Source organism: Massilia sp. LC238 (assembly GCF_000735635.1).
GTDB lineage: Bacteria > Pseudomonadota > Gammaproteobacteria > Burkholderiales > Burkholderiaceae_D > Telluria > Telluria varians.
The window spans coordinates 91,737-116,391 of sequence record NZ_JNNN01000030.1; the positions used below are offsets into that span (position 1 = coordinate 91,737).

26 protein-coding genes are annotated in these 24,655 nt (G+C 67.0%); 8 read left to right on the top strand and 18 right to left on the bottom strand.

What is annotated here, in order from left to right:
* Position 1 precedes the first annotated feature (1 nt).
* From FG94_RS06365 to FG94_RS06385, 5 genes are all read right to left on the bottom strand, one after another.
* The gene (locus tag FG94_RS06365; protein WP_036208619.1) at positions 2 to 565 is read right to left on the bottom strand and encodes a DNA-3-methyladenine glycosylase I; all 564 of its coding nucleotides are present in this window, start codon (positions 563 to 565) and stop codon (positions 2 to 4) included.
* A 24-nt stretch (positions 566 to 589) separates the two neighbouring features.
* On the bottom strand, positions 590 to 1,645 hold the full coding sequence (locus FG94_RS06370) for a glycosyltransferase family 1 protein (RefSeq protein ID WP_051996286.1): 1,056 nt from the start codon (positions 1,643 to 1,645) through the stop codon (positions 590 to 592).
* On the bottom strand, positions 1,642 to 2,688 hold the full coding sequence (locus FG94_RS06375; RefSeq protein ID WP_036208621.1) for a glycosyltransferase family 9 protein: 1,047 nt from the start codon (positions 2,686 to 2,688) through the stop codon (positions 1,642 to 1,644). The genes FG94_RS06370 and FG94_RS06375 overlap by 4 nt, the downstream gene beginning before the upstream one ends.
* Positions 2,689 to 2,859: 171 nt before the next feature.
* Positions 2,860 to 3,591: a class I SAM-dependent methyltransferase gene (locus tag FG94_RS25865; protein WP_051996287.1), complete on the bottom strand. Its 732-nt coding sequence runs from the start codon at positions 3,589 to 3,591 to the stop codon at positions 2,860 to 2,862.
* 75 nt (positions 3,592 to 3,666) lie between these two features.
* Positions 3,667 to 5,175, bottom strand: a complete 1,509-nt coding sequence (locus FG94_RS06385; RefSeq protein ID WP_229445886.1) for a PLP-dependent aminotransferase family protein — start codon at positions 5,173 to 5,175, stop codon at positions 3,667 to 3,669.
* 54 nt (positions 5,176 to 5,229) lie between these two features.
* Here FG94_RS06385 and FG94_RS06390 point away from each other — a divergent pair, with 54 nt between their 5' ends.
* Both FG94_RS06390 and FG94_RS06395 read left to right on the top strand, forming a co-directional pair.
* A complete protein-coding gene (locus FG94_RS06390; protein WP_036208628.1) occupies positions 5,230 to 5,694 on the top strand; it encodes an OsmC family protein in 465 nt (154 codons plus the stop codon).
* A complete protein-coding gene (locus tag FG94_RS06395; RefSeq protein WP_051996288.1) occupies positions 5,694 to 6,218 on the top strand; it encodes an FMN-binding negative transcriptional regulator in 525 nt (174 codons plus the stop codon). The genes FG94_RS06390 and FG94_RS06395 overlap by 1 nt, the downstream gene beginning before the upstream one ends.
* A 26-nt stretch (positions 6,219 to 6,244) precedes the next feature.
* Here the strand turns inward: FG94_RS06395 and FG94_RS06400 are convergent, their stop codons facing one another.
* From FG94_RS06400 to FG94_RS06410, 3 genes are all read right to left on the bottom strand, one after another.
* Positions 6,245 to 6,931 carry a DUF4142 domain-containing protein gene (locus tag FG94_RS06400; RefSeq protein WP_051996289.1) on the bottom strand — a complete coding sequence of 229 codons (687 nt, stop codon included), beginning with the start codon at positions 6,929 to 6,931 and terminating at the stop codon, positions 6,245 to 6,247.
* A gap of 99 nt (positions 6,932 to 7,030) precedes the next feature.
* Positions 7,031 to 7,828, bottom strand: a complete 798-nt coding sequence (locus FG94_RS06405) for a DUF4142 domain-containing protein (protein WP_036208631.1) — start codon at positions 7,826 to 7,828, stop codon at positions 7,031 to 7,033.
* 332 nt (positions 7,829 to 8,160) lie between these two features.
* Positions 8,161 to 8,628 (bottom strand): GyrI-like domain-containing protein, encoded by a 468-nt coding sequence (locus FG94_RS06410; protein ID WP_081925846.1) that lies wholly within the window; start codon positions 8,626 to 8,628, stop codon positions 8,161 to 8,163.
* A 266-nt stretch (positions 8,629 to 8,894) separates the two neighbouring features.
* Between FG94_RS06410 and FG94_RS06415 the strand changes: the two genes are divergently transcribed.
* On the top strand, positions 8,895 to 9,518 hold the full coding sequence (locus FG94_RS06415; RefSeq protein ID WP_036208634.1) for a GIN domain-containing protein: 624 nt from the start codon (positions 8,895 to 8,897) through the stop codon (positions 9,516 to 9,518).
* A 5-nt stretch (positions 9,519 to 9,523) separates the two neighbouring features.
* Here FG94_RS06415 and FG94_RS06420 read toward each other — a convergent pair whose 3' ends face one another.
* Genes FG94_RS06420 through FG94_RS06440 form a run of 5 tightly spaced genes read right to left on the bottom strand, consistent with a single transcriptional unit; the run spans position 9,524 to position 12,738 of the window.
* Positions 9,524 to 9,853: a DUF4326 domain-containing protein gene (locus tag FG94_RS06420; protein ID WP_036208636.1), complete on the bottom strand. Its 330-nt coding sequence runs from the start codon at positions 9,851 to 9,853 to the stop codon at positions 9,524 to 9,526.
* An 8-nt stretch (positions 9,854 to 9,861) separates the two neighbouring features.
* Positions 9,862 to 10,596, bottom strand: a complete 735-nt coding sequence (gene arsH / locus FG94_RS06425) for an arsenical resistance protein ArsH (protein ID WP_051996323.1) — start codon at positions 10,594 to 10,596, stop codon at positions 9,862 to 9,864.
* Between the two features lie 12 nt (positions 10,597 to 10,608).
* Positions 10,609 to 11,889, bottom strand: coding sequence for an arsenic transporter (locus FG94_RS06430; protein ID WP_036208638.1), 1,281 nt, complete (start codon positions 11,887 to 11,889; stop codon positions 10,609 to 10,611).
* Positions 11,890 to 11,898: 9 nt separating this feature from the next.
* The gene (locus FG94_RS06435) at positions 11,899 to 12,378 is read right to left on the bottom strand and encodes an arsenate reductase ArsC (protein WP_036208640.1); all 480 of its coding nucleotides are present in this window, start codon (positions 12,376 to 12,378) and stop codon (positions 11,899 to 11,901) included.
* 30 nt (positions 12,379 to 12,408) lie between these two features.
* Positions 12,409 to 12,738, bottom strand: a complete 330-nt coding sequence (locus FG94_RS06440) for a helix-turn-helix transcriptional regulator (protein WP_036208641.1) — start codon at positions 12,736 to 12,738, stop codon at positions 12,409 to 12,411.
* A 152-nt stretch (positions 12,739 to 12,890) separates the two neighbouring features.
* On the opposite strand from FG94_RS06440, the gene FG94_RS06445 reads away from it, so the two are divergent.
* Genes FG94_RS06445 through FG94_RS06455 form a run of 3 tightly spaced genes read left to right on the top strand, consistent with a single transcriptional unit; the run spans position 12,891 to position 15,803 of the window.
* A complete protein-coding gene (locus tag FG94_RS06445) occupies positions 12,891 to 14,204 on the top strand; it encodes an NAD(P)-binding protein (RefSeq protein ID WP_036208646.1) in 1,314 nt (437 codons plus the stop codon).
* Positions 14,205 to 14,231: 27 nt separating this feature from the next.
* Positions 14,232 to 15,437 (top strand): MFS transporter, encoded by a 1,206-nt coding sequence (locus tag FG94_RS06450; RefSeq protein WP_051996290.1) that lies wholly within the window; start codon positions 14,232 to 14,234, stop codon positions 15,435 to 15,437.
* 54 nt (positions 15,438 to 15,491) lie between these two features.
* Positions 15,492 to 15,803 carry a helix-turn-helix transcriptional regulator gene (locus FG94_RS06455; RefSeq protein WP_036208649.1) on the top strand — a complete coding sequence of 104 codons (312 nt, stop codon included), beginning with the start codon at positions 15,492 to 15,494 and terminating at the stop codon, positions 15,801 to 15,803.
* A gap of 80 nt (positions 15,804 to 15,883) precedes the next feature.
* Here FG94_RS06455 and FG94_RS06460 read toward each other — a convergent pair whose 3' ends face one another.
* The 5 genes from FG94_RS06460 to FG94_RS06480 form a co-directional block, all read right to left on the bottom strand.
* A complete protein-coding gene (locus tag FG94_RS06460; protein WP_036209268.1) occupies positions 15,884 to 16,285 on the bottom strand; it encodes an OsmC family protein in 402 nt (133 codons plus the stop codon).
* Between the two features lie 52 nt (positions 16,286 to 16,337).
* A complete protein-coding gene (locus FG94_RS06465) occupies positions 16,338 to 17,492 on the bottom strand; it encodes an MFS transporter (RefSeq protein ID WP_200879952.1) in 1,155 nt (384 codons plus the stop codon).
* Between the two features lie 132 nt (positions 17,493 to 17,624).
* Positions 17,625 to 18,869 carry a DUF2264 domain-containing protein gene (locus tag FG94_RS06470; protein WP_036208655.1) on the bottom strand — a complete coding sequence of 415 codons (1,245 nt, stop codon included), beginning with the start codon at positions 18,867 to 18,869 and terminating at the stop codon, positions 17,625 to 17,627.
* Positions 18,870 to 18,881: 12 nt separating this feature from the next.
* Positions 18,882 to 20,024 (bottom strand): glycoside hydrolase family 88 protein, encoded by a 1,143-nt coding sequence (locus tag FG94_RS06475; RefSeq protein WP_200879953.1) that lies wholly within the window; start codon positions 20,022 to 20,024, stop codon positions 18,882 to 18,884.
* Between the two features lie 5 nt (positions 20,025 to 20,029).
* On the bottom strand, positions 20,030 to 21,355 hold the full coding sequence (locus FG94_RS06480) for a BNR repeat-containing protein (RefSeq protein ID WP_051996291.1): 1,326 nt from the start codon (positions 21,353 to 21,355) through the stop codon (positions 20,030 to 20,032).
* A 142-nt stretch (positions 21,356 to 21,497) separates the two neighbouring features.
* Here FG94_RS06480 and FG94_RS06485 point away from each other — a divergent pair, with 142 nt between their 5' ends.
* Positions 21,498 to 23,849, top strand: a complete 2,352-nt coding sequence (locus tag FG94_RS06485; protein ID WP_036208659.1) for a beta-galactosidase — start codon at positions 21,498 to 21,500, stop codon at positions 23,847 to 23,849.
* A 94-nt stretch (positions 23,850 to 23,943) separates the two neighbouring features.
* Positions 23,944 to 24,645 carry a MarC family protein gene (locus tag FG94_RS06490; protein WP_051996292.1) on the top strand — a complete coding sequence of 234 codons (702 nt, stop codon included), beginning with the start codon at positions 23,944 to 23,946 and terminating at the stop codon, positions 24,643 to 24,645.
* The last annotated feature ends 10 nt before the right edge of the window (positions 24,646 to 24,655 follow it).

A 24,655-nucleotide genomic window follows, 5' to 3' on the forward strand; every position in this document is an offset into this window, starting at 1 on the left:
ATCAAGCCCCTGCGAAACGGAAGCAGGCCTTGTCGTGGTCGTTTACGACGCCGACGCCCTGCAGGTAAGCGTAGATGATGGTCGAGCCGACGAACTTGAAGCCGCGTTTCGACAAGTCTTTCGAGATGCGGTCCGACAGCGCGGTCTTGGCGGGGCGCGATCCGTCCGGCCAGTCGTTGACGAGCGGCTTGCCGTCGACCCAGCCCCACAGGTAGGCGTCCAGCGTGAGCCCCTGTTCGCGCATCGCCAGGTAGGCTTTCGCGTTGGTGATCGCCGCCGCCACCTTCAGGCGGTTGCGCACGATGCCCGGGTTGGCCAGCAGCTCGGCCACCTTGCCCTCGTCATAGGCGGCGATTGTTTGTGCATCCCAGTTGTCGAAGGCCAGGCGGTAGCTGTCGCGCTTGTTCAGGATGGTCTCCCACGACAGGCCGGCCTGCGCACCCTCCAGGTTCAGCATCTCGAACAAGGTCGTCTCGTCGTGGCAGGGCACGCCCCACTCGTGGTCGTGATAGGCGATGTAGCGAGGATTGGCCATGTTGGCCCAGGAGCAGCGGGTCTGGTTCATCCCCGCAGTATAAACCCGTGTCCCCTAGCTGAGGACCTGCCGGTACAGGTCGAGGTAGGCCGCCCCGGCCTTCTCCCAGCTGAAGCGGCTCGCATGCTCGCGGGCACGCCGGGCGCCATCCTCGCGGGCGAAGCGGGCCAGCCCCTTGTTCAGGACCTCGGCCATGTGGTCCGGTTCGAAGCTGTCGAAGTAGAAGGCGGCGTCGCCGCCGACTTCCGGCAGGCTGGTGAAGCGCGACAGGAACACCGGGCGGCCGTGATGCATCGCCTCGATCACTGGCAGGCCGAAGCCTTCGGCGAGCGAGGGGAACAGGAAGGCCTCGCAACGCGCGTAGTACCAATCCTTGTCGAACCCGCTGACCGGACCGGTCACCACCACCCGGTCGGCCACGCCGAAGCGCGCCGCTTCCTGCATGATCCTGTCCCGGTAGGCTTCCTTGACCACGCCGGCGATCACCAGGCTCATAGCGTTCGCGCGCAGCAGAGGCACGAGCACGTGGAAATTCTTCTTCGGACAGACCATCCCGACCGCGAACAGGAAGGGCCCTTGCGGCACGAAGCGCGGCTGGTGTCCCTCGGGCGCCCGGCCCGGATTGGTGCCGTTGTAGATGACCGAGATCTTGTCCTGCGCCTCCGGGAAGAAGCGCAGGATGTCGCTCTTGACGAACTCCGAGATCGCCACGATGCGGTCGACGCCGCGGATCTTGCGGCGCATTCTCCGCAGGTAGCGCTGGTATTTTGCCGTGCCCGGCGTGCGTTCGTGCACCTGGTTGAGGTCGTGGACTGTCATCACGGTCCGGGCGCGCACGCGCTCCGGGCCGAAGCGGCAGTACTGGTCGGCGAAGTGGACCAGGTCGAACTCGCGCTTGCGCGGAAACAGCCAGCGGTGATACCTGCGGTGGCCGACGTAGGATGCCTCCTCGCCCAGGAAGCCGTGCTGCGCGGGATAGGTATAGGCGCTCAGGTCGACGCTGCCCTGCCCCTGCCTGGCCAGCTCCTTCGTCAGGCTGTCGCCGAAGGTGTGCAGGCCGGTGTTCTCGAAACGCATGGAATCGAGCGTGATCAGGAGCTTCGGCCTCACGCGGCCGCTTCTTCCATGCGTTGGCCGCGCTGCTGCGCCGCCGTGCTGCGCCAACCGGCAACCACTTGCGCCACCTGGCGCGCAGTGATCGCCTCCATGCAGCGGCAGTGCGCGGCGTCGGTGCAGTTGCCGCAGGCCTGCGCGCCGCAGAGCGACTGGGCACGCTGGCCGAGCGCCCCCCAGCGGGCGATGTCGATCGGCTTGATCGGCGGGAACAGGCCGAGCGTCGGCCTTCCCAGTGCCGCCGCGACGTGCAGCGGTCCGGTGCCGCTGGCGACCAGGCCGTCCGCCATGCCGATCAGCGCGACCAGGCCATCCAGGTCCACCTGGCCGCACAGGTTGCGCACGTTCGGGCTGGCCAACAATTCGGGCGCCGCGCGCGCCAGCAGTTCGCCTTCGGCGCGGCTGCCCGTGATCCAGACGGCGATGCCGGGATCCTTGCTCAGCAGCGCGGCCAGTTCGGTGTAGCGCGCCAGCGGCCACTCGCGGCCGTTGCCGTTCGACTTGGGGTGCAGGATCAGGTTGAAGCGCGTCGGATCGAAGAGTTGGCCGACGGCGGCCTCGCCAGGCGCCTGCAGGCCGTACAGGGGCCAGATCTCGTCCAGGGCAGGCTGGCGGTCGATGCCGAGCGGCTTGAGCAGGGCAAAGTTCAGCTGGGCTTCGTGCAGGTTGGAGCGCGCCCGGCTGAAGTGCGCCAGCCGGTTGCAGCTGATCCAGTGGTGCAGGCGGTGGCTGCTGCCCACGCGGTTCGGCACGTGGGCGCGCCGCGCCGCGCGGCCGATGGCACGGTGCGGGAAGGCGAAGATGACGGTGTCGTATTCCCGGTCCTGGAACAGGCGGTCGATGTCCAGTTCTTCCAGCGCCAGCACGCGGTCGACGTGGCGGCAGCAGCGCACCACCGGCGCGGCATAGGCGCGGCACACCATGTCGACCTGGACGCCCGGGATCGCCCCTTTCAGGAAGCCTGCCAGCGGCAGGGTGAGGACGACATCGCCGATGTTATCCGTGCGGCAGATCAGAATGCGAGACAGGGCAAGATGCATGAAACGGTTTTCCGAAAGACTTCCGGGAGTCTGCGCCTGGCCGAGCCGGGCCGCTCCCTTCATTGATCCAAAAACTGCAGACGTAATGCATGGTGACCCCATCTTTACATGTTCTTACCTGCAATACAACCGCTGAGGTGCAAAAGCGACAGGCACCTGGTGTGCCGGCGCTTATTTGCGCAACACGACGATGCCTGCCTGGTGTTTCGAGAACAGCAGGGTGGCCAGGCCCGCCAGGGCGCGCATGCCGGGGATGCGCAGCAGCTTGCCTATCAGGTTGTCGGCCTGCTTGCGGTACAGGGCGATATACAGGTAGGAAGCATGCGGATGCACGCTGAAGCTGCGGAATCCGACTTTCTTGCCGGCGCGGATGATCTTCGCCGGGTGCATGTCGCGCTCGGTCGTGCCGAACTCCGCCATGATGGCGGCCGAACGGCGCTCGTGACCCAGGCCGGGCTCGGAAGTGATGCAGATGCCGCCCGGTTTCAGGGCGCGCCAGGCGCTCTGCAGGGCGCTGACCTCGTCCACCGCATGGTGCAGGCAATCGAAGAACACCACCACGTCGAATTCTTCGCGAAAGGAAAGCGACTCATAGTCGCCGACCACGAAGTCGAGGTTCGGCAAGCCTTCCTTGTCCCTGAGCCGGCGCCCGGCGTCGATGGCCTCGGGCACCAGGTCGGTGCCGGTCACGTCATAGCCGCGCTTGGCGAACAGCACGCTGGTCCAACCGGTGCCGCATCCCATGTCGAGCAGGCGGCCCCCTTCGGGCATCAGGCCGAGCATGGCGCCCAGTTCCATCATGTACAGGCCGCAATGGGCGTCGGACCAGGGCTTATGCGTCGAATGCTGCATGCCCGCTTCGCCGATCCTCTTGAAATACTCGTACTCCCCCTGCGTCGCCATATGACTCTCGTGTGCAAGCAAAACGCCAATTCTAGCTGATCAAAGGACAAGGTTTCCTGAAATGCCATTCCCGCCTCATGGCGCCAGGGCCTGTGCAAGACGGGCCACGCCGGCGCGGATCTCGGCCGGCGTGAAGGCCGAAAAGCCCAGCAGCATCCCGGGCGGCGCCGCGCATGCCGGGCCGGCCTGCGGGTGGACGTAGTAGGACAGCGGGCGCAGGTCGACGCCGGCAGCCAAGGCGCGCGCCACGGCCTCGGCTTCGCCCAGCGCGCCGGTGATGCGCACGCAGACGTCCAGGCCGGTGTCCGCCGGGCCGCAGGCCAGCATGCCGTCCATGCGGCTTGCCAAAGCCTCCATCATCGCGCCGCGGCGCTCGGCATAAGCGTCGCGGGTGCGCCGGATGTGGCGCGCAAAATGGCCTTGCTGGATGAAGTCGGCCAGCACCGCCTGCGGCACCACCGGGCTGTGGCGGTCGACCACCGCCTTCGCCTGCGTCAAGGGTTCGACCAGCGCCGGCGGCGCCACCACATAGCCCAGGCGCAGGCCCGGGAACAGCACCTTGGACAGGGTGCCGACGTAGATCACGCAGCCGGCGCGGTCGAGGCTTTGCAGCGAAGCGAGCGGCGGGCCGGTGTAGCGGTACTCGCTGTCGTAGTCGTCCTCGACGATCCAGGCGCGCTTCGCCTCGGCCCAGCGCAGCAGCTCGAGGCGCCGGCCCAGGCTCATGGTGACACCCAGCGGTAACTGGTGCGACGGGGTGGCGAACACCATCGCGGCATCCGGATGGTGGGCGGCGGCATGGGCGACGTCCATGCCTTCGGCGTCGACCGGCACCAGGCACATGCGCGCGCCAGCCACTTCGAAGGGCGCGGCGGCGCCCTGGTAGCCGGGTGACTCCAGCCACACGCCCTCGCCCGGCGCCAGCAGCAGCTGCGCCAGCAGGTACAAGGCCTGCTGCGATCCGGTGGTGACGATGATCTGCTCGGGCGTGCAGCGTACCCCGCGCGAGGCATTCAGGTAGGCGCACAGCAGCTCCCGGAGCAGCGGGTAGCCGGCGGCGGCGCCATAGCCCAGCGGCAGCTCGCGGCGGCGCCAGTGGCGCGCTTCCAGCTTGCGCCAGACCTCGAAGGGGAACAGGTCCAGGCCCGGCATGCTCGGCCTGAAGGCCCGCAAGGGGCCCTGGTGATGCCGTACCCGCGCCATGCTGGAGGCCATCGCCAGGCCGCGTGCCGGCAGCGGCCGCGGCATGCCGGGCGCGGTGCCGGCAGAGTCTGGCGCCGGACGCGCGGCGGGCAGGCTGGCGTCCACGAAAGTGCCCTGTCCCACCCCGCCGCGCAGGTAGCCTTCGGCCGTCAGCTGCTCGTAGGCGGCCAGCACGGTCTGGCGCGACACCTGCAATTGCCGCGCCAGCTCGCGCGTGGCCGGCAGGCGCGTGCCGGGCGCCAGGCGTCCGTGCAGGATGGCCTCCTTCAGCCGCGCATAGAGCTGGCGGAACAGCGGGGTAGTGGCGGCGCGCTCGAGCGGCGCGGCGGCGATCAGGTCGTCGATGTGCATTGGTACGCCCATCTTCGCGCGGATTGGCACTTTGGACAAGCCAAGTGGTCTCTTAAGATAAGACCAGTCCATCACGGAGGAAGCATGAAAAAGTTCGAAGCACGGGTGGCATGGCAGCGCGCCGGCCAGGCTTTCCTGGACGGGCGCTACAGCCGCGCCCATGACTGGCAGTTCGACGGGGGCCTGCAGCTGCGGGCCTCATCCTCGCCCCTGTCGGTGCCGCTGCCGATGTCCGACCCGGCGGCGCTCGATCCCGAGGAAGCGCTGGTGGCTGCGGCGTCGAGCTGCCACATGCTGTTCTTCCTGTCGCTGGCGCAGCAGCAGGGCTTCGTGGTGGACAGCTATGTGGATGGGGCCGTGGGCTACCTCGGCGAAGACGAAGCGGGCCGCGTCGCGATGACGCGCATCGAACTGCGCCCGGCCATCGTGTTCGGCGGCGAGCGCCAGCCCTGCGCCGACGAGCTGGACGCCCTGCACCACGCCGCCCACGCGCGCTGCTACATCGCGAACTCGCTCAAGACCGAGGTCGTCGTCATGCGGGTGCGCTGATGTACCTGCCGACCCGAGACCGCCAGCAGGACCCGCGGGCAATGCGCTTGCTCATCAGGGAGCATGCCCTGGGCATGCTCGTCACCCAGCATGGGGGACTGCCGGATGCCGATCACCTGCCCTTCGAATTCGCCGAGGGCGGCAGCGAAGGCCTGGGCCTGCTGCGCGCCCACGTGGCGCGCGCCAACCCGGTGTGGCGCCGCGCCGGCCAGCAGGTGCTGGCCGTCTTTCGCGGCCCCGCCGGCTACGTGCCGCCGGACCAGCAGCAAAAAATCGCCAGCGGCGGCAAGGTGGTGCCGACCTGGGACTACAACGTGGTGCACGTGCACGGGCGCCTGCGTGCGATCGAGGATCCGGGCTGGCTGCTGGACTTCCTGCATGGCCAGACGCGGCACCACGAAGCGGACCAGCCGCAGCCGTGGTCGGTGACGGATGCGCCGCCAGCTTACATCGACGGCATGCTCAAGGCGATCGTCGGGATCGAGATCGACATCGCGCGCATCGAAGGGAAGTGGAAAGGGTGATCTGGTCCGGTGGACCAGATTCACACTCACTTCTTGTTCGGGATCGGTTCCTTGCCGGTGGCGGTGCTGGTGTCGTTGCCCGGCGTGCCGGCCGTGCCGGTGGCGCCGCGCGCGGTGCGGGCGATGAGCTCGTCCGCCGCCAGCAGGTGCTGCTCGACGACCGGCCGCATCTTCATGGCCAGGGCCTTGATGTCCGGGTCCTTGATCTTGTCCATGTTGTCGCGCAGCTGCTCGTGCGTGACGCGGTGGTCGCGCCGGCCCGACTGCTTCACATAAGTGCGGTCGAAGATGTCGCCGCTCAGCGCCTTGAGCATCGATTCCTTGGCCTTGTGCTTGACGTTTGATTCTTTCGGCAGCTCGACGCCCTTGGCCTGGGCCAGTGCCTGTACTTCGGCCAAGGACTTGGTATGTTCGTCGACCATGCGCTGGGCATAGGCTTTGACCTCGGGATTGCTTGCCTTGGTCAGCGCCAGCTTGCCGGCGTTGATTTCAGCAATATTGGCCTCAGCCATCATTTCGAGCACCTTACGGTCCGAACGATCCAGCTTGCTCGTGGTGCTTGCCGGGGCCGCAGGCGCGCCGGCGGCGGCTGCGGCGGCCGGCGCCGTACCCTGGGTGACCGCCTGGGCCTGGGCCTGGCTGGCGCCGGCGGCGAACAGGGCGCCCGCGATCGACAGCGCCAGAACACGGTGGATACGCAGTGTTTTCTGCATGGGATTCTCCTTGACACTTGCGTGTAGGCCGGCGGACGCGATGCACGACCGCCGGCAGGTGAGGCGTGGCTGCCTGGCCGGCAGCCCGCGTGCTTATTTTTACTTGCCCGAGGTCGTGCCGGATTTGGCCGACGACATCTGCTGGGCCGCCTTCAGGTGCTGCTCGACCGTCGGGATGGTCTTCTCGGCGGCCGCCTTCACGTCAGGATCCTTGGCGCTCTTGCTGATTCTCTGCAGCTTGGCGTGGGTGTCCTTGTGGTCTTTCAGGCCAGCCATCTTCATGTATTCCTTGTCGAAGGCATCGCCGCTGAGCTTTTCCAGCTTGGCCGCCATCGACTTGTGCTTGGCGTCGAGTTCGGTCGGCAGGGTCACGCCCTTGGTCTGGGCCAGGGTCTGCAGTTCGGACAGGGCCTTGCCGTGGTCGTCGATCATCTGCTGGGCGAAGGTCTTCACTTCGGCGTTCTGGCTCTTGCTCAGCGCCAGCTTGCCGGTTTCGACTTCGGCCATGTTGGCGATGGCCATGTCCGTCATCGCCTTCTTGTCGGCGTTGCTCAGCTTGGCCGCACCGGAACCGGTGGCGCCGGCGGCGCCCGACGCGCCCGAGGTGGACTGCATGGTATCGGCGGTGTGCGACTTGGCGCCTTCGGCACGGGTGGTGCCCTGGCTGCCGGAGGCGCCCATCTGCGCGCTGCGGTCTTCCTTGCCCTGGCTGCTGGTGTTGTTGACGGTGCCGTCGGCGGCGGTCTTGCCGGTCAGGTTAGGGGTGCCCGTCGCGCTCTGGTTGGTCATCGACTGGGCGCTCTGGCCGGTGGTCTGGGCCTGCACGCCGACAGCGCTAAACATGGCGGCCACGGCACCAACTGCGAGCAACTGCTTGAGGGCCTGTTTCTTCTGCATGACGTTCTCCTGTTATTCGATGGTATGGGCTGCCGCTCGGGATCGCCGGGCGGGCGTCTCCTTCTGACATCGGGCGATGTCGAGCGCGTTTGAGTGTAGCGCCGCGTATTCACAGGTAGCGCACGTTAGCCGTATAGCAATTGCGCTGTTATACGGGGTAAAAACGAGAACGGAAACGAGAGAAGCTCGTCAAACGCCTGTCACAATCGGCAGGCAAGATACGCTTGTCCTTGGGAAGGGATCCTGGCGGCGCAAGCCGCCCTACCGGCGCCGGCGGTCGGGAAATATACCGGCACCAATTCATTGCCCTGCGAGCACGCAGGGCAGCAGCATCACAGCAGCGGGATCAGGATGTCGTAGGCGTTGTCCGGACGGTTGCCGTCGTGGAGCGTCGGCGTGTAGCGGCGGTCGTAACGCTCGATGCGCCAGCCTTCCTCGTCCTGCACCATGCCCAGCTGCTCGATGGCGGCATGGCCGGTCAGGTAGGTGGCCTGCACCCGCGTGACGGGTCCGCGGTGCGTCAGCATCGCATAGCGGCGTTCCGGAATGCGGATGCCGATCATGCCCGGCGGCAGCGCATTGAGGTCGCTGACCTCGGCGGCGATGCACTCAATGCGCACGCCCTGCTTGTCTTGCAGACTGACGCCGTAGCGCAGCCCATTGGTTTCGCCCAGTTCGCTTTCGCGTTCCAGGAAGCTGCTCCAGATGTCCGGCATATCCGCTTCCAATTCCGAGAGCGGACCTGCAAGCGGCAGTCCGGCGAGCTTCATTTCAGGTAAGGTAACAGTGGAGATGTGCATGGTATCGGCTACGCAAGTGGACGAAGAAAATTATAGCCTTAACTCCTCGACAATATTGTCACGGAATCAATCGTGCGCACCTATTTTTCATGATCTGGCAGGACGAATGTGCAACAGCGCACACAGGCGTATTGACGCCGGGCGCGCAGTACGCACATTCCAGCTTCGCAACCGTCCACCCTCGCATTTTTGCAGTTCGTCGCAAACGGCACCCAGGCCCGTTCCGTCTCCCTACAATAGATTCATACCACTTACCGGAGACCACCATGCAACGCCTGATCCTTGCCGCAGTCCTGTCCCTCGCTTCGATCACGGCTAATGCCGACGAGCAAGTACGTAGCGTGACGCCTTTCAAGGGCATCGCCGTGCACGGCCCGGTCAGCCTGGTGGTGGAAGCCGGTAAATCGTTTTCGCTCAAGGTACAGGGCGACCCGCGCTTCATCGAGCGCGTCACCAGCGAGGTGGTGGACGGCGAACTGCGCCTGGACATGAAGGACAGCACGCGCAACAGCCTGAAAAGCAGCGACCGCGTGGTCGTGACCCTGCCTTCGCTGCAGACCTTCAAGGGCGAAGGCGCCGGGGAGATGCGCCTGACCAAGGTGCGCGGCGAGCGCCTGGACGTCAATTACCGCGGCGCCGGCCGCCTGGCCATCGACGGCGAGGTGCGCGAACTGCGCCTGTCCGCCCAGGGCGTGGGAGAGGTCGACACCAAGAGCCTGATCGCGCAGGACGCCAACGTCAGCTTCGAAGGCATCGGCGCGGTCAAGATCTACGCCAAGGACAAGCTGAACGCCAACGTGCGCGGCATGGGCGACCTGACTTATTACGGCAACCCGCGCGTGGTGAACAAGTCGGTGTCGGGCATCGGCAGCGTGGTGGCGGCCAAATAAGCCGCTCAGCGGTTAGCGATATCCAATAAGACTTCGGCATGGCAAGGACCGTCGAGCGGGCACCAGCAGGACAGGTTCTTGCCGCGCAGCGCTTCGCGCGCCTGCGCGGCCAGCTGCTGTCCTTCCGGGCTCGCCTCCAACCAGCGCCGGTAGGCGGCCACCGCTTCGGCCACGCTTGGCATCGCCGTGTATCTCGTACCCACCGGCGTGCCCGGCACCGCATCCGGCGCCACCGAGAACGGATTGCCCCAGCGCCCGGGACGCGCCACCGACACCGTGTTCGGGGGCAGCTTCCAGCCCTTCTTCCTGCTCAGTTGGACGCGTACCGGTTTCATCGCTTCCCCTATAGTTGTGCGATCTGCGCGTCGATTTTCTTCAGCGCGCGCTCGCTGCGCTCACTATACCGGTCCGTCAGGTATTCAAGGCGCCCGCGCATGAGCAGGGTGATCTTGAAGAGTTCCTCCATCACGTCCACCACGCGGTCGTAATAGGCCGAGGGCCGCATCCGGCCCGCCTCGTCGAACTCCTTGTAGGCCATCGGCACCGAGGACTGGTTCGGGATCGTGAACATGCGCATCCAGCGTCCCAGCAGCCGCATCGTGTTGACCACATTGAAGGACTGCGAGCCGCCGCATACCTGCATCACGGCGAGCGTGCGGCCCTGGCTCGGCCGCAACGCGCCCTGCTCCAGCGGAATCCAGTCGATCTGGTTCTTCATCACTGCCGTGATCGCGCCGTGGCGCTCGGGGCTGCACCACACCTGCCCTTCCGACCACAGCGACAGCGCGCGCAGCTCGACCACCTTCGGATGCGTCTCGGGCACGCTGCCGACCATCGGCAGCTCCATGGGGTCGAAGATTTTCACCTCGGCGCCGAAGTGCTCGAGGATGCGCGCTGCCTCGTAGGTCAGGAAGCGGCTGAAGGAGCGCTCGCGCAGCGAGCCATACAGCATCAGGATGCGCGGCGGATGGTTCAGGTCGCCGACGGGGGCGAGCTTGTCCATGCTGGGCATGTCGAGCTGCTCGGCGTTGATGTTGGGCAGGCCGGGAATCCGGCCCGGATCGTTTGTCTGGTTCATGATCATGGCTCTTCAGCTCAGGCGCAGTGCCAGCGAGCACAGGGTAAGGAACAGGATGGGCAGCGTCAGCACGATACCCACACGGAAGTAATAGCCCCAGGAGATCTCGATGTTCTTCGCGGACAGCACGTGCAGCCACAGGAGCGTTGCCAGGCTGCCGATCGGCGTGATCTTCGGGCCGAGGTCGGCTCCGATCACGTTCGCGTAGACCATCGCTTCGCGAATCACACCCTGGGCTGAGGTGGCGTCGATCGCCAGCGCCCCGATCAGTACGGTCGGCATGTTGTTCATGATGGACGACAGGATGGCCGTCATGAAACCGGTACCGAGCGCCGCTCCCCACACGCCGTACTCGGCGCAGCGGTCCAGCAGCGCGGTCAGGTAGTCGGTAAGGCCGGCATTGCGCAGGCCGTACACCACCAGGTACATCCCGAGAGAAAACACGACGACCTGCCATGGGGCGCCACGCAATACCTCGCGCGTCGAAATGCGGTGGCCGCGTGCTGCAACTGCCAGCAGCAATAGCGCGCCGGCGGCGGCGACCGCGCTGATCGGGATGCCCGCGTCGTCCAGCCAGAAGAAGCCCACGAGCAGCATGAGCAGCACCCACCAGCCGGTAAGGAAGGTGGCGCGATCATGGATCGCCTCCTGCGGGCGCTTGAGCTGCGCCAGGTCGTAGGCGGCCGGGATGTCCTTGCGGAAGAACCAGACCAGTGCCGCGAGCGTCGCCGCGACCGAGACCAGGTTGACCGGCGCCATCACGGCGGCGTAGCGCGCGAAGCCGATGCCGAAGTAGTCCGCCGAGACGATGTTGACCAGGTTCGATACCACCAGCGGCAGGCTCGCGGTGTCGGCAATGAAGCCGGCGGCCATGACGAAGGCCAGCATGGCACGGGCAGTAAACCGCAGTGCCGCCAGCATGGCGATGACGATGGGCGTGAGGATCAGTGCCGCGCCATCATTGGCAAACAGCGCCGCAACGGCTGCCCCCAGCAGGACCAGCAGGATGAACAGCAGCCTGCCATTGCCCTGGCCCCAGCGCGCAACGTGCAGGGCCGCCCATTCGAAGAAGCCGGCCTTGTCCAGCAGCAGGCTGATGATGATCACGGCAACGAAAGCCCCGGTGGCATTCCAGACGATGTTCCAGACGACCGGGATGTCTCCCACCTGGATCACGCCGGCCAGCAGGGCCACGAGCGCACCGGCCGAGGCGCTCCAGCCGATGCCGAGACCGCGCGGCTGCCAGATGACGAGTGCGAGTGTGGCGAGGAATATGAGAAAGGCGATCAGCACAGGAGTCCTTCAGGCGCCGATCAGGCCGATCCGGTCGAGTTCCACCTTGAAGCGCGCACGGTCGGACTTCAGCTCTTCCAGCGGCAACGCCAGGAAAGCCTCGATCCGTGCGCGCAGCGTCGCGTAAGCCTGTTCGAAGGCGACATCGATTTCCTGTTCCGTGCCGACCACATGGCTTGGGTCTTCCACGCCCCAATGCGTACGCAGGACCGGGCCGAGATAGGCCGGGCAGGTTTCGCCTGCGGCGCTGGCGCACACGGTGACCACCACATCAGGCGGCAGCGGCAGCGCGTCCCAGGACTTGCTGTAATAGCCCTCGGTGGAGATCCCTTTGGCGGCGAGCAGGGCAAGCGCCTTGTCGTTCAGCTTGCCGGTCGGCTGGCTCCCAGCGCTGATGGCATGCCAGCCTGCCGGCGCCAGGTGGTTGAAGACCGCTTCACTGATGAGGGAACGGCAGGAATTGCCGGTGCAAAGGAAAAGTACGTTCATGGGAAAGCCTTGATGGAAATGCGGGAAGAATCAGGCGCTGGCGCTGCCGCAGGCATTGCCGGCGGGCGTACACGGGTTGCCCCCGCAGCAGTTTTCGGTCAGGTAGGCCAGCAAGGCATTCATGGTGTCGAACTGGGCTGCGTAAATGATGAAGCGCCCCTCCTGGCGCGGCGTGATCAGGCCCGCGTGGCTCAGCTCTTTCAGGTGGAAAGAAAGCGAAGACGCCGGCATGCCGAGCGCCTCGGCGATTTTGCTGGCGGCCATTCCGGCAGGTCCGGCCTGCACCAGCAGGCGGTAGGTGGCCAGGCGCGATTCCTGGGCCAGTGCGGCCAGCGCTGCGATGGCGGCCTTGGTATCCATGGTGGTGTCCCGTGTCATTTCTAGATATCTCGAATTATAAGCCTGTTTGACGACCCTTCGAATTTTATCGAAATAATTTGACAGCTTGATGACAAGGCGATTATTCTATTTTCGTCAAACGACGAATAGCGAATAACCACCGGAGAACAGCCATGAACCAGATCGATGCCACCCTGCCCGTCGCCGTCCTGGGCGCCGGCCCCGTCGGACTTGCCGCCGCCGCGCACCTGCGCGCATCTGGCCTGACGCCCCTGCTGCTGGAGGCCGGCGCGGCCGTCGGCGCCAACCTCGACAGCTTCCGCCACGTGCGGCTGTTCTCGCCCTGGCGGTACAACGTCGACAAGGCGGCGGGCCGCCTGCTCGAGGGCGCCGGCTGGACCATGCCCGATCCGGACGCGCTGCCGAGCGCCGGCGAGCTGCTTGACGGCTACCTCGCGCCCCTGGCGGCCCTGCCCGCGATCGCCGACGTGCTGCACCTGCGCCACCGCGTCAGCGCCATCACCCGCGTCGATGCCGACAAGGTGAAGACCCGCGGCCGCGCCGAATCGCCCTTCCTGGTCCGCGCCGAGACGCCGGACGGCCCGCGCGACTACCTCGCCCGTGCGGTGATCGACGCCACCGGCACCTGGTCGCAGCCGAATCCCCTCGGCGCCAACGGCATCCCCGCGATCGGCGAAGCGGCGCTGGCGGCGCGCATCGCCTACGGCATGCCGGACGTGCTGGGCGCCCAGCGTGCGCGCTATGCAAACAAACGGGTGCTGGTGGTCGGCGCCGGCCACTCCGCCGCCGGCACCCTGCTGGCGCTGGCGCAGCTCGCCGCCGAGCATCGGGACACGCAGCTGGTCTGGGCGACGCGCGGCAGCCAGCTGGCGCGCGTGTTCGGCGGTGGCGATGCGGACGGCCTGCCCGCGCGCGGCCAGCTGGGGCAGCGCCTGCAGGCGCTGCGCGACTCCGGACAACTCGAGATGCGCCAGTCCTTCCCGATCCATGCGCTGCAGGAAGCGCACGGCCGCATCACTGCCCTCGATGCGGACGGCAACAGCATCGGCGGCATCGACGAAATCGTCTGCGCCACCGGCGCGCGGCCCGACCTGGACATGACGCGCGAGCTGCGCACGCGCCACGATCCGTGGTTGGAGAGCACCGATGCGCTGGCCCCGCTGATCGACCCCAACGAGCACAGCTGCGGCAGCGTACGTCCGCACGGCCACCGCGAACTGGCCCATCCCGAGACCGGTTACTACGCGGTCGGCGCCAAGAGCTACGGCCGCGCGCCCAACTTCCTGCTGGCCGCCGGCTACGAGCAGGTGCGCTCGGTGGTGGCGGCGCTCGCCGGCGACCTCGCCGGCGCCGACGACGTCCAGCTCGATTTGCCGGAAACGGGTGTCTGCAATACCCGCAGGGTCTACCAGCAGCCGGCGTCGAGCTGCTGTACAGTGAAGGCTGCGAACGCCACCTGCTGCTGAACGTCCGCGCCATCGCTCCAGGAGATCATGTTGTCGCCCGCACGCAAGACCATCGGCATCCTCGCCTTCACCCAGATCGCATCGTGGGGATCGCTGTACTACGCCTTCGCCGTCCTGGCGCCGGCCATCCAGCGCGAACTCGGCATCGGTGCCGAGACCGCCTTTGCCGCCTTCTCGTGGAGCCTGCTGGTGGCAGGCGTGGCGGCGACGCCGGTCGGCGCGCTGGTCGACCGCCACGGCGGACGCTACGTGATGGCGGCCGGCTCGCTCGCCAGCGCGCTCGGCCTGGCCTGGCTGGCGAGCTGTGCCACGCCCGCCTCCTATTTCGGCGCCTGGACCCTGATCGGACTCGCGATGGCCCTGACCCTGTATGAAGCGGCCTTCGCCACCATCAACCGCAAGATCGAGGCCGGGGCGCCGCGCGCCATCTCGACATTGACCTTGTTCGCCGGTTTCGCCAGCACCATCTTCTGGCCGCTGACCCTGGCCATCGACGCACGGCTGGGCTGGCGCGACACCTTCCTGCTGTATGCGGCGCTGCAGCTGGCGGCATGCCTGCCCCTGCACCTGTGGCTGGGGCGCGATGCACCGCGCCCTCCCGTGTACGCCGATGCGCCGCGCGACAGCCACACGCTGGCCGAAGCCATCCGCCACCGGGTGTTCTGGAAATTGGCGCTGGCCTTCTCGGCCAACGTGTTCATCTTTTCGGCGCTGGCGGCGCACCTGATCCCGCTGCTGCGCTTGCTCGGCCACAGCGCGAGCACCGCCGTGCTGCTGGCCGCCCTGGTAGGACCGATGCAGGTGGCCGGCCGCATCGGCGAGCGCACGCTGGCGCGCGACCGGGCGCCGCAGGTAGTGGGGCGCTTCGTGTTCGCCACCCTGCCCTTCGGCCTGCTGGCCCTGGCGCTGCTGGGCACGCGGGCCTGGGCGGTAGCGCTGTTCTGCGTGCTGTACGGGATGAGCAACGGGGTGCTGACGATCATCCGCGGCACCCTGCCGCGCGCGCTGTTCGGTCCCCGCCACTACGGCGCCATCACCGGCGCACTGGCTGCGCCCTCGCTGCTGTCGAAAGCGGCCGGTCCCCTGATCGGTGCCGCCATCCTGTCAGGCGCCGCCGGCCAAGTGGTCCTGCCGCTGGCGCTGTTCGGCTGTGCGCTGGCCTCGCTGCTGCTTTACCTGTCGGCCGTCAAGCCGGTGCGCGCGGCGGACGTGCCGGATACCGCACAGGCTTGACGGCGCGGCAAGCGCTTCCTATCCTCGTCGTCCAACACCAGATCGAAAGCATCCATGACCAGTTCCTGCTGCGCCCCGGCTGCCCTGCCTGCGGCCGCCATCGACACCGACGACCTTGCCGCGCTATGCAAGGCGATCGGCCACCCCGCGCGCCTGCAGCTGCTGCGGCACCTGATCAAGCATGGCGACTGCTACTTCGGCAGCCTGGCCGACGTGCTGCCGCTCGCCGCCTCCACCATTTCGAAGCACGTCTCGATCCTGAAGGAAGCCGGCCTGATCGAAGGCTCGTCCGACGTGCAGCGGGTCTGCTATTGCGTACGCCCGGAACGGCTGGCCCAGCTGAAGGCGATGATCGGCGCGCTGTGACGCGCCCGCGCGTCAATTCCGCAGGCGCGACGCCGGCTGGCTGAAAAACCTTGCGCCGGGACTCGCGCCCGCTTTACCGGCTATGGATGCTCGAACGCGACCGCGCATCCGGCCCGCAGGGTGTTATGCACCTCGGCCACCGCGTCGGTCTCGGCCAACAGGCGGGCGATGTCCTGCGCCGGTGCCGCCGAGCGCACCGTGGCGCGGTAGCGGATATCGGTGGCGGCCAGTCCGATGCCGGGGAATTCGGCGCTGGCCTCGACCTGTACGCCGTCGATCGGGATGCCGAGCCGCCGCGCTTCGCGGTACAAGTCGTTGCAATAACAGGTGGCCAATGCCAGCATCAGGAACTCGCCGCCGTTCACGCCGGAACCGGGGCCGGAGGCCTTGGCCGGCACCGCCAGCGCCTGGCGGCTTCCGTCGGTGTCCACCTCGGCCCGATGGGCCGCGGGCGAATTGTCCACCAGTGCAGTAATACGCATCGCATCCTCCATTGCCCGGAAGGGGCAAGGCAATGCTAGCGCATCTACGTACTTAGGTCCGCTGCGACGGCATCCGCGGCAGGAGCACGGCCAGGATGCCCAGCAGCGGCAGGAAGGAAGCGATCCGGTACACGTACTCGATGCCGTTGGTGTCGGCGACCGCGCCCATGACGGCGGCGCCGATGCCGCTGATGCCGAACATCAGGCCGAAGAACAGGCCGGCGATCATGCCCACCTTGTCCGGCACCAGTTCCTGCGCGAACACCACGATGGCCGAGAAGGCGGACGACATCACCAGCCCGATCACCACCGACAGCACGGCGGTCCAGAACAGGCTTGCATAGGGCAGCGCCAGCGCAAAGGGCGCGGCGCCCAGGATCGAGAACCAGATCACGCGCTTGCGGCCGATGCGGTCGCCGATCGGGCCGCCCGCGAAGGTGCCCGCCGCCACCGCCGCCAGGAACAGGAACAGGTACATCTGCGCCGCCTCCACCGAAACGTGGAAGCGCTCGATCAGGTAGAAGGTGTAGTAGCTCGACAGGCTGGCCATGTAGATGTACTTGGAGAACACCAGCAGCGCCAGCACGGTCAATGCCCAGATGACCCGTCCGCGCGACAGGCCCGGTCCGGCATGGACGGCCAACCTGCGCGTGACGGTGCGCAGGTGGCCCGCGTACCAGCGGCTGACGCCGACCAGCACCGCGACCGCCAGCAGCACCAGCAGCATCAGCCAGGCGATCCTGCCCTGGCCCTGCCCCACGATGATGGCGGCGGCCAGCAGCGGGCCGAACGCCGACCCTAGATTCCCGCCCACCTGGAACAGCGACTGCGCGAAGCCGAAGCGCCCGCCCGAAGCCAGCCGCGCCACGCGCGAGGCTTCCGGGTGGAAGGTCGAGGAGCCGATGCCGATCAGGCCGGCCGCCAGCAGCAGCATGGCGAAGCTGCCGGCCGTCGCCAGCAGGGCGACGCCGCCCAGCGTGACGCACATTCCGGCCGGCAGCAGGAAGGGAATCGGACGCCGGTCGGTGTGCAGGCCGATCCAGGGCTGCAGCAGCGAGGCGGTGCACTGGAAAGTCAGCGTGATCAGGCCGATCTGGGTGAAGCTGAGCGCGAATTCGTCCTTGAGCAGCGGGTAGATGGCGGGCAGGACCGCCTGCACGCAATCGTTCAGCAGGTGGACAAAGGCGACCGAAAACAGGATCTGCATCACGACTGCCGGCGGTGCGGCGGATGCTTGTGGCGATGTTGTGGACATGGAGGAAAGCACGGTGGAAAGCCTTGCCAGTGTACACCGCGCGGCCGGAACGCGTCGTCGGCCGCCGCGGTGCCCGCCATGGGTCTAGTAGCTCACCGGATAGTCCTTCGGGAACCCACGGCCGCCGAAGGCCTTCTTCTGGGTCCAGTCCTGGGCGGGCGCGGTCCAGAAGCTGTCGCTGGCGGGCAGCCCCAGCGCCAACAGGCTGCTGGAAGCGATGTACATGCTGCCGTTGTTCGAGTACCAGTCCCCCAGTTCGGGCTGGTGGCCGCGAAAGCCGATGGTGAGAAAACCATCGTCCGTGAAGTTGCCCGGCGCATCCCAGATGGCACGGTGCACCGCATGCAGCGCGGCGCGCACCTGCCCTTCCGGCAGCGAAGCCGGCAGCTGCTTGCGCCAGGCCAGCAGCGCCAGCGGCTGGAAGGCTGCGGTGCGGTAGGTGAGCGAGCGGCCGATCGGCGGGAAGCTGCCGTCCGGGCCGACGAAGCGCTCCAGGTGCTCGCAGTAGCGCTGCGCGCGTTTGCATGCCTGGGCCAGCAGTTCCTGCGGCCTGGCCTGCCAGAAGGGAGCCTTCTTCGCCGCCAGCACGTCGAGCACCTCCAGCAGCATCGGGTACATGACGTAGGAGTTGTAGTAATCGAAGTGGAAGTCTTTACCATCCCTGATCCAGCCGTCGCCGACGTACCACTCGTTGATCTTGCGGATTGCGCCGTTCATGCGCATCGGGTCGTACTCTTCCCCGATCGACAGCAGCCAGGCCTCGTTCATCGCGGCGAACAGCAGCCAGTTGGTGTTCGGCGGCTCGACCCGGCGCAGGCCCTTGATTTCGGCAACGATGCGCGCCTTGGTCGCAGCGTCGAGCGGCTCCCACAGCACCTTGGGCGCACGCAGCAGGGCATCGGTGAAATAAGCGGAATCGACCAGCGCCTGGCCCTCTCCCTTCCACTTCAGGTAGTCCGGGCTGCGCGGATCGACCGCGTTGGCATAGCTTTGCAGGGCCATCTCCTGCAGGCGCCGGCGCAAGCTCCCTTCCGGTGTCGCGTCCGCCGGCAAGGCCAGCCAGGGCGCGATGCCCGACATCAGCCGGCCGAAGCATTCGAGGTAGGCCACCGCGCGGTCGCGCCCATCCCAGGTCGGGCTCAGCTCGAGCGGGAAGGTCTTTTTCAGCTCCCCCTTTGCCATGAGCGTCAGCACCGGCTCGGCCATCCGCTGCAGCAGGCGCAGCAGGTAGGCGCGTTCGTCGCCGGCCGGCGCCGCCGCCGGTGCCGCTGCCGCCGCGCCCAGGGCCGGCGCGGCAGCCAGCGCCCGCATGAAATGTCGTCGTTCCATGTTCGCCTCTGCTTATCGGTCGGCCAGGCGCGCCATCTCCGCCGCGGCCAGCAGGAAGGCCCCCACCCCGAAAGGCGTGGTCGAGTCCTGGTTCACGATCTGCCCCGGGATCGCGCGCTCGCCGATCGGCTGGACGTGGCCGACCTTGCCGTCCGCTTGCAGGGCGACGGTGCTCAGGTAGTGCCAGCCGCGCTGCGCGACCGGCAGGTAGGCGTCGCGCGCCAGCAGGCCGTTGTTGATCCCCCATAGCATCCCGTAGGTGAAGAAGGCGGTGCCGCTGGTCTCCGGTCCGGGCGCGTGGGCCGGGTCGAGCATGCTGCGGGTCCAGTAGCCCTCCGGCTGCTGGCTGCGCGCCACGGCCCTCGCCATCGCCTGGAAGCGCTCGACATACTCGGCGCGATGCGGGTCGCTTGCCGGCAGTTCGGCCAGCACCTTGGCCAGCCCTGCGAACACCCAGCCGTCGCCGCGCGCCCAGAAATCCTTCTTGCCACTGGCGCTCTTGTGCTTCGGGTAGACGTACTTGGCGTCGCGGTAGTACAGCTGTTCCTGCGGGTCGTACATGATGCTGTTGGCATAGCTGTAGTACTCGTGCAGCTTCGCGAGGTACTGGGGATTGCCGGTGATCTTGTATAGCTTGGTCATGACCGGCATCACCATGTACAGGCCGTCCGCCCACCACCAGTAATCCTTGTTGGGGGTGCTCATCTGGTATTCCATCACCTCGCGGGCGCGCGCGATTTTGCGGGGGTCTTTATCCAGTTGGTACAGGTCCGCATAGGTCTGGAAGGCGATCTGCCAGTCGCCGAACAGGACGTGTTCATCGGTTTCGCCATAGTTGTACTTCCACCTGGCTTTGTCCGGCGACTTCGCGCCCATCCAGGCATTGTGCTCGGCCCATTCCTCGGAATAGCGGCGATAGCGCTCGTTGCCGGTCACGCGATAGGCTTCGATATTGCCGGTGTGGTAGGCCGCCACGTCCCAGAAGGCCCACTGTTTGGCCGGCGTCTTCGCCTGCCAATGGGTGTTGACCTTGTCGATGATGGCGAGCACTTCGCCGCGCTTGACGCCGGTGTCGGATTTCTGCGGGGTCGCACAGCCGCCCAGAACCAGGCCCAGCGCAAGCAGCATGCCGGTGAAGTATTTTTTTGTATTCATGTCGTTCATGGTGTGGGTGGGCAGACCGGCGTCCATTCGAGGACGCCGACCCTGGTCGGAGCGGTAGCGACGACGCCTTCGGCGTCCAGCTGGTGGACGGTTTGTAGGTAGAGGTTGAGCTGGCCGGCGCCGCGCCACAATTCGGTGTCGAAGCTCGGCTCCCAGCCCCCCATGGCGCGCTCGAGCAGCTCGCTCACCTGCCAGCGGCCACCGCGCAAATCGGGCGTGCAGGCCACGGACAGCTTGTGGCCGCGCTCCGCATCGCGGAACACGAGCCAGGCAGCACCGCTGCTGCCGACCAGGATCTGCGGACGCGAGATCGGGATCGCCTTGGTCCCGAGGCCGGACAGCGAGAAGGCCGTCCGCCGAAAGGCGAGGTCCTGCGACTGCCAGCCCTGGCCATCGTGGCGCACCACGCGGTATTGCGGAACGGCGCTGCCGGCGTCGCGCCAGTAGCTGGCGATGACCGGATTACCGTCGCCGTCGGCGGCCATGGCGGTCTGGTTGATCAATTCGCTCCGTTGCGGGATATGCGCCGCCACTTCCGCCGTGCCTGCCGTGATCGGCAATCGGTAAGGCTCGCCCTTGCTGCGCTCCCAGGTGCGGCCGCCGTCGCGCGAACGGGCATAGGCCAGGTCATGGTTGCTGGCGACGTCGGGCGACTCGCGCCATACCCAGGACAGGTGCAGCGTCCCCGCCCTGTCGACAAAAGCCTGCCAGTAGGCGTTGCGCTGGCCTTCCCCGCTCAGGAGATTGTCCTGCAGGCGCTGCCAGGACTGGATGTGCGGATCGAAGCGGTTGATCACTAGGTTGCCGCGGCCGGAACCGCCGTCGCGGTAGAGGAACAGCAGGCCGCCGTCCGGCATGCGGTAGAACTCCGGGTAGGACACGGACTTCTCGCCGCGCCCGGTCATCGCCTGCTGGGGGCCGAGGCTCAAGGCGCCGGGCGCCGTGCCGCGCGCGTAGCGCAAGGGACCGTTGTGGTGGTCCCAGGCCACGTGCAGGAAGCCTGCGCCGTCGACCATGATGCTGATGCTGTTATGGGCGTCGCTGGCCTTGCCCAGGTACTGGGTGGGCGCCAGCTGCCACGCAAGCTCGCCCAGGCCACGCTTGCCCAGCACCAGCCTGGCCGCGGCGTCGTAGAAGGCGATGTACTGGCTGCCCTCGTGCGTGACGAGCGAGTTCTTGCGAAACACCACGGCATTGACCGAATTGGCCGCCCAGCCGTCCGCCACCTCGACGACGCGCACGGCCTGCTGTTGTTTCAAGCCTGCGCATGCGCACAGCAGGACGGAACAGGCAAGCGATACGCCGATCGGCAGGATTCTCATCATCTCTCCACGTGAATCCGGCTACCTTACACTGCAAATCTGCGTGGCCGGAATCAAGCTGATGAGTATTGTGGCCGGACCGCGCTCCGGCACGCCGCGTTCCACTACCATGAAGGGCACATGCCTTCGACCAGGACCCGCCATGCCCCTTCATCCATCGCGCCGCACTTTTCTGGGCGCCGCCGCCGGCACCGCCCTGGCACTGAACGTGCCGAGTACCACTGCCGCATCGCCCCGTTTCGCCATCGGCGACAAGGATTTCCTGCTGGACGGGAAACCGCTGCAGATCCGCTGCGGCGAGATGCATTTCGCCCGGGTACCGCGTGAATACTGGGGACACCGGCTGAAAGCGATCAAGGCGATGGGCCTGAATACGGTCTGTGCCTACCTGTTCTGGAACTACCATGAATGGCGCGAAGGTCGCTACCGCTGGGAAGGCCAGCGCGATGCCACCGAATTCTGCCGCATGGCGCAGGCGGAAGGCCTGTGGGTGATCCTGCGTCCGGGTCCTTACGCCTGCGCCGAGTGGGAAATGGGCGGTCTGCCCTGGTGGCTGCTGAAGCACCCGGGCGACAGCTTCTTGCGCAGCCGCGCCCCGGCCTTCGTGGAGCCGGCGCGGCGCTGGCTGAAGGAGGTTGGCCGGGTGCTGGCGCCGATGCAGGTGAGCCAGGGCGGCCCGATCCTGATGGTGCAGGTCGAGAACGAATACGGTTTCTTCGGCGACGACCGCGACTACATGCGGGACATGCGCCAGGCCTTGCTCGACGCGCGCTTCGATGTCCCGCTGTTCCAGTGCAATCCAACCAATGCGGTGGCCAAGACCCACATCCCGGAACTGCTCTCGGTGGCCAACTTCGGCAGCGACCCGGAACGGGGCTTCAAGGCGCTGGCCGCGGTGCAGCAAGGGCCCCTGATGTGCGGCGAGTACTATTCCGGCTGGTTCGACACCTGGGGCACGCCGCACAAGCGCGGCGACAATGCACGCGCCATCCGCGACATCGACACCATGCTGAAGGCGAACGGCTCGTTCAGCCTGTACATGGCGCACGGCGGCACCACCTTCGGCCTGTGGGGCGGCTGCGACCGCCCCTTCCGTCCCGACACGACCAGCTACGACTACGATGCTCCGATCAGCGAGGCGGGATGGCTGGGCGAGAAATTCCGTACCTACCGCGAATGCCTGGGCAGGCACCTGGAGCCCGGCGAAACCCTGCCCGAGGCGCCGGCACACCTTCCAGTGATGGCGATCCCCGCTTTTGCGCTGAAGGAGACCGCGCCCGTGTTCGCGAACCTGCCGGCAGCGGTGATTCGGGACGCGTCGCCGCGCAACATCGAACAGTACGACATCAGCCGCGGCCTGGTCGCCTACAGCATCGTGCTGCCGCCCGGCCCGGCGGCCAGGCTGGAAGCCGCGAACGCGCGCGACCTGGCCTGGGTCTACGCCGGCGGACGCCTGGTCGGCACGATGGACACGCGCCACCGCCGCTTCGGCGTCGACCTGCCGGCGCGCACCCAGCCCACCCGGGTCGAGATCCTGCTGTACACGATCGCCCGCGTCAATTTCGGCGTCGAGGTCCACGACCGCAAGGGACTGCAGGGCCCGGTGCTGCTGCGTACCAAGGACGGCGCCGCCCAGGAACTGAGCGGCTGGGACATCCGCGCCATCGACTTCGGCGACGACGGCGAGCTGCCGCCGCTGCGCTGGCAGGCCAAGCGCGTTGCCGGCCCGGCGTTCTGGCGCGGCAGCTTCGACGTGAAGGAGCAGGCCGACACCTTCCTCGACATGTCGAGCTGGGGCCAGGGCATCGTCTGGATCAACGGCCGCTGCCTGGGCCGCTACTGGAGCATCGGCCCGACCCAGACCATGTACCTGCCCGGTCCCTGGATCAGGGCCGGCCGCAACGAGGTCGTGGTGCTCGACCTCACCGGACCACGCGCCAGCCGCATCGAAGGGCGCACCACGCCCATCCTCGACGAACTGCACCCCGAGCGCGACCTGGCGCGTCCGGCCAGCACGGCGCGTCCGCGCCTGGCGGGCGTGGCGCCGGTGCATGCCGGGCAGTTCGCCGGCGGCCCCGCCACCCAGGAAGCCAGGTTCGAACAGCCGGCGCGCGGACGCCAGCTATGCCTGGAAGTGGTCGATACCTTCGACGGCAAGCCGCATGCGGCCGTCGCCGAACTGGCCCTGCTCGGCCTGGACGGCAAGCCGATGAACCAGAGCACCTGGACCATTGCCTACGCCAGCAGCGAAGAAGCGCACAAGGAAGACGGCGGCGCCCTGAATGCCATCAACGGCCAGGCCAGCGACTACTGGCATACGGCCTACAGCAAGGGCGAGACGCCCGCTGGGCCGGCGCGGCTGATCATCGATCTTGGCGCAGCGGTCGATATTGCCGGACTGCGCTACACGCCGCGCCAGGGGCCGGATACCGTAACAGGCCGGATCCGGCGCTATCGCGTGTACGTCGGCGACCGACTGGTGCAGCCAATGTAAGCCGGCAGCGGGGCGTCACGATTTTTGCCTTCGTCCTATACTCGCGTATTGGACTTTGTTGCGATGCGGTTTGTCGTAACTCGCAGAAATTGTCATGACAATCGAATTATTGCTGGCAGCAGCCAAGGGCTTCCTGTTTGTGCTGGCAACCATGCTGCCGATCCTGAATCCGGCAGCCACAGCGCCGATTTTCCTCAGCATGACCGATGGCGCCTCGGCTGCGACCCGCACCTTGTTGGCGCGCCGTATCGCGCGCAACATGTTCTGGCTGATGACGGGATCGATGCTGATCGGTTCCTATGTGCTCGACTTCTTCAGCATCTCGCTGCCCATCGTCCGCATCGGCGGCGGCCTGCTGCTCGCCTCGGTGGCCTGGCGCCTGCTGGGGGCGACCCCGTCCACGCCCGACAGCCGCGCCGCCCTGGCCGAGGCGTACACACCCGACCATGCGCACCGCCAGGCCTTTTATCCGCTGACCTTCCCCATCAGCTGCGGTCCAGCCTCGATCTCGGTCGCTATCACCGTGGGCGTTTCCCTGCACGATGTCCGGATGGTGCTGTCGCTGGCGCGCATGGGCGGCGCCCTGCTGGCGCTGGCGCTCATCGGCGTGCTGCTGTATCTCGCCTTCCGCTACGGGGAACACTTCCTGCGCCTGATCGGCGAAGCCGGCACCGCCGTCTTCCTGCGCCTGACCGCCTTCATCCTGCTGTGCCTTGGGGTGCAGATCGTGTGGGATGGCGTCAGCGAACTGCTGCTCGAGGTCATGAGCGTGCCGTCCCACCTCGTTGCAGCCTAGGAGAGCACGT

What these genes read in the sequence shown, in the direction of transcription:
- FG94_RS06365 (WP_036208619.1), bottom strand. Translation starts at nt 565, where the DNA reads ATGAACCAGACCCGCTGCTCCTGGGCCAACATGGCCAATCCTCGCTAC.
- FG94_RS06375 (WP_036208621.1), bottom strand. Translation starts at nt 2,688, where the DNA reads ATGCATCTTGCCCTGTCTCGCATTCTGATCTGCCGCACGGATAACATC.
- FG94_RS25865 (WP_051996287.1), bottom strand. Translation starts at nt 3,591, where the DNA reads ATGGCGACGCAGGGGGAGTACGAGTATTTCAAGAGGATCGGCGAAGCG.
- FG94_RS06390 (WP_036208628.1), top strand. Translation starts at nt 5,230, where the DNA reads ATGAAAAAGTTCGAAGCACGGGTGGCATGGCAGCGCGCCGGCCAGGCT.
- FG94_RS06395 (WP_051996288.1), top strand. Translation starts at nt 5,694, where the DNA reads ATGTACCTGCCGACCCGAGACCGCCAGCAGGACCCGCGGGCAATGCGC.
- FG94_RS06400 (WP_051996289.1), bottom strand. Translation starts at nt 6,931, where the DNA reads ATGCAGAAAACACTGCGTATCCACCGTGTTCTGGCGCTGTCGATCGCG.
- FG94_RS06405 (WP_036208631.1), bottom strand. Translation starts at nt 7,828, where the DNA reads ATGCAGAAGAAACAGGCCCTCAAGCAGTTGCTCGCAGTTGGTGCCGTG.
- FG94_RS06410 (WP_081925846.1), bottom strand. Translation starts at nt 8,628, where the DNA reads ATGCACATCTCCACTGTTACCTTACCTGAAATGAAGCTCGCCGGACTG.
- FG94_RS06415 (WP_036208634.1), top strand. Translation starts at nt 8,895, where the DNA reads ATGCAACGCCTGATCCTTGCCGCAGTCCTGTCCCTCGCTTCGATCACG.
- FG94_RS06420 (WP_036208636.1), bottom strand. Translation starts at nt 9,853, where the DNA reads ATGAAACCGGTACGCGTCCAACTGAGCAGGAAGAAGGGCTGGAAGCTG.
- arsH (WP_051996323.1), bottom strand. Translation starts at nt 10,596, where the DNA reads ATGAACCAGACAAACGATCCGGGCCGGATTCCCGGCCTGCCCAACATC.
- FG94_RS06435 (WP_036208640.1), bottom strand. Translation starts at nt 12,378, where the DNA reads ATGAACGTACTTTTCCTTTGCACCGGCAATTCCTGCCGTTCCCTCATC.
- FG94_RS06440 (WP_036208641.1), bottom strand. Translation starts at nt 12,738, where the DNA reads ATGGATACCAAGGCCGCCATCGCAGCGCTGGCCGCACTGGCCCAGGAA.
- FG94_RS06445 (WP_036208646.1), top strand. Translation starts at nt 12,891, where the DNA reads ATGAACCAGATCGATGCCACCCTGCCCGTCGCCGTCCTGGGCGCCGGC.
- FG94_RS06450 (WP_051996290.1), top strand. Translation starts at nt 14,232, where the DNA reads ATGTTGTCGCCCGCACGCAAGACCATCGGCATCCTCGCCTTCACCCAG.
- FG94_RS06455 (WP_036208649.1), top strand. Translation starts at nt 15,492, where the DNA reads ATGACCAGTTCCTGCTGCGCCCCGGCTGCCCTGCCTGCGGCCGCCATC.
- FG94_RS06460 (WP_036209268.1), bottom strand. Translation starts at nt 16,285, where the DNA reads ATGCGTATTACTGCACTGGTGGACAATTCGCCCGCGGCCCATCGGGCC.
- FG94_RS06465 (WP_200879952.1), bottom strand. Translation starts at nt 17,492, where the DNA reads ATGCAGATCCTGTTTTCGGTCGCCTTTGTCCACCTGCTGAACGATTGC.
- FG94_RS06470 (WP_036208655.1), bottom strand. Translation starts at nt 18,869, where the DNA reads ATGGAACGACGACATTTCATGCGGGCGCTGGCTGCCGCGCCGGCCCTG.
- FG94_RS06475 (WP_200879953.1), bottom strand. Translation starts at nt 20,024, where the DNA reads ATGAATACAAAAAAATACTTCACCGGCATGCTGCTTGCGCTGGGCCTG.
- FG94_RS06480 (WP_051996291.1), bottom strand. Translation starts at nt 21,355, where the DNA reads ATGAGAATCCTGCCGATCGGCGTATCGCTTGCCTGTTCCGTCCTGCTG.
- FG94_RS06485 (WP_036208659.1), top strand. Translation starts at nt 21,498, where the DNA reads ATGCCCCTTCATCCATCGCGCCGCACTTTTCTGGGCGCCGCCGCCGGC.
- FG94_RS06490 (WP_051996292.1), top strand. Translation starts at nt 23,944, where the DNA reads ATGACAATCGAATTATTGCTGGCAGCAGCCAAGGGCTTCCTGTTTGTG.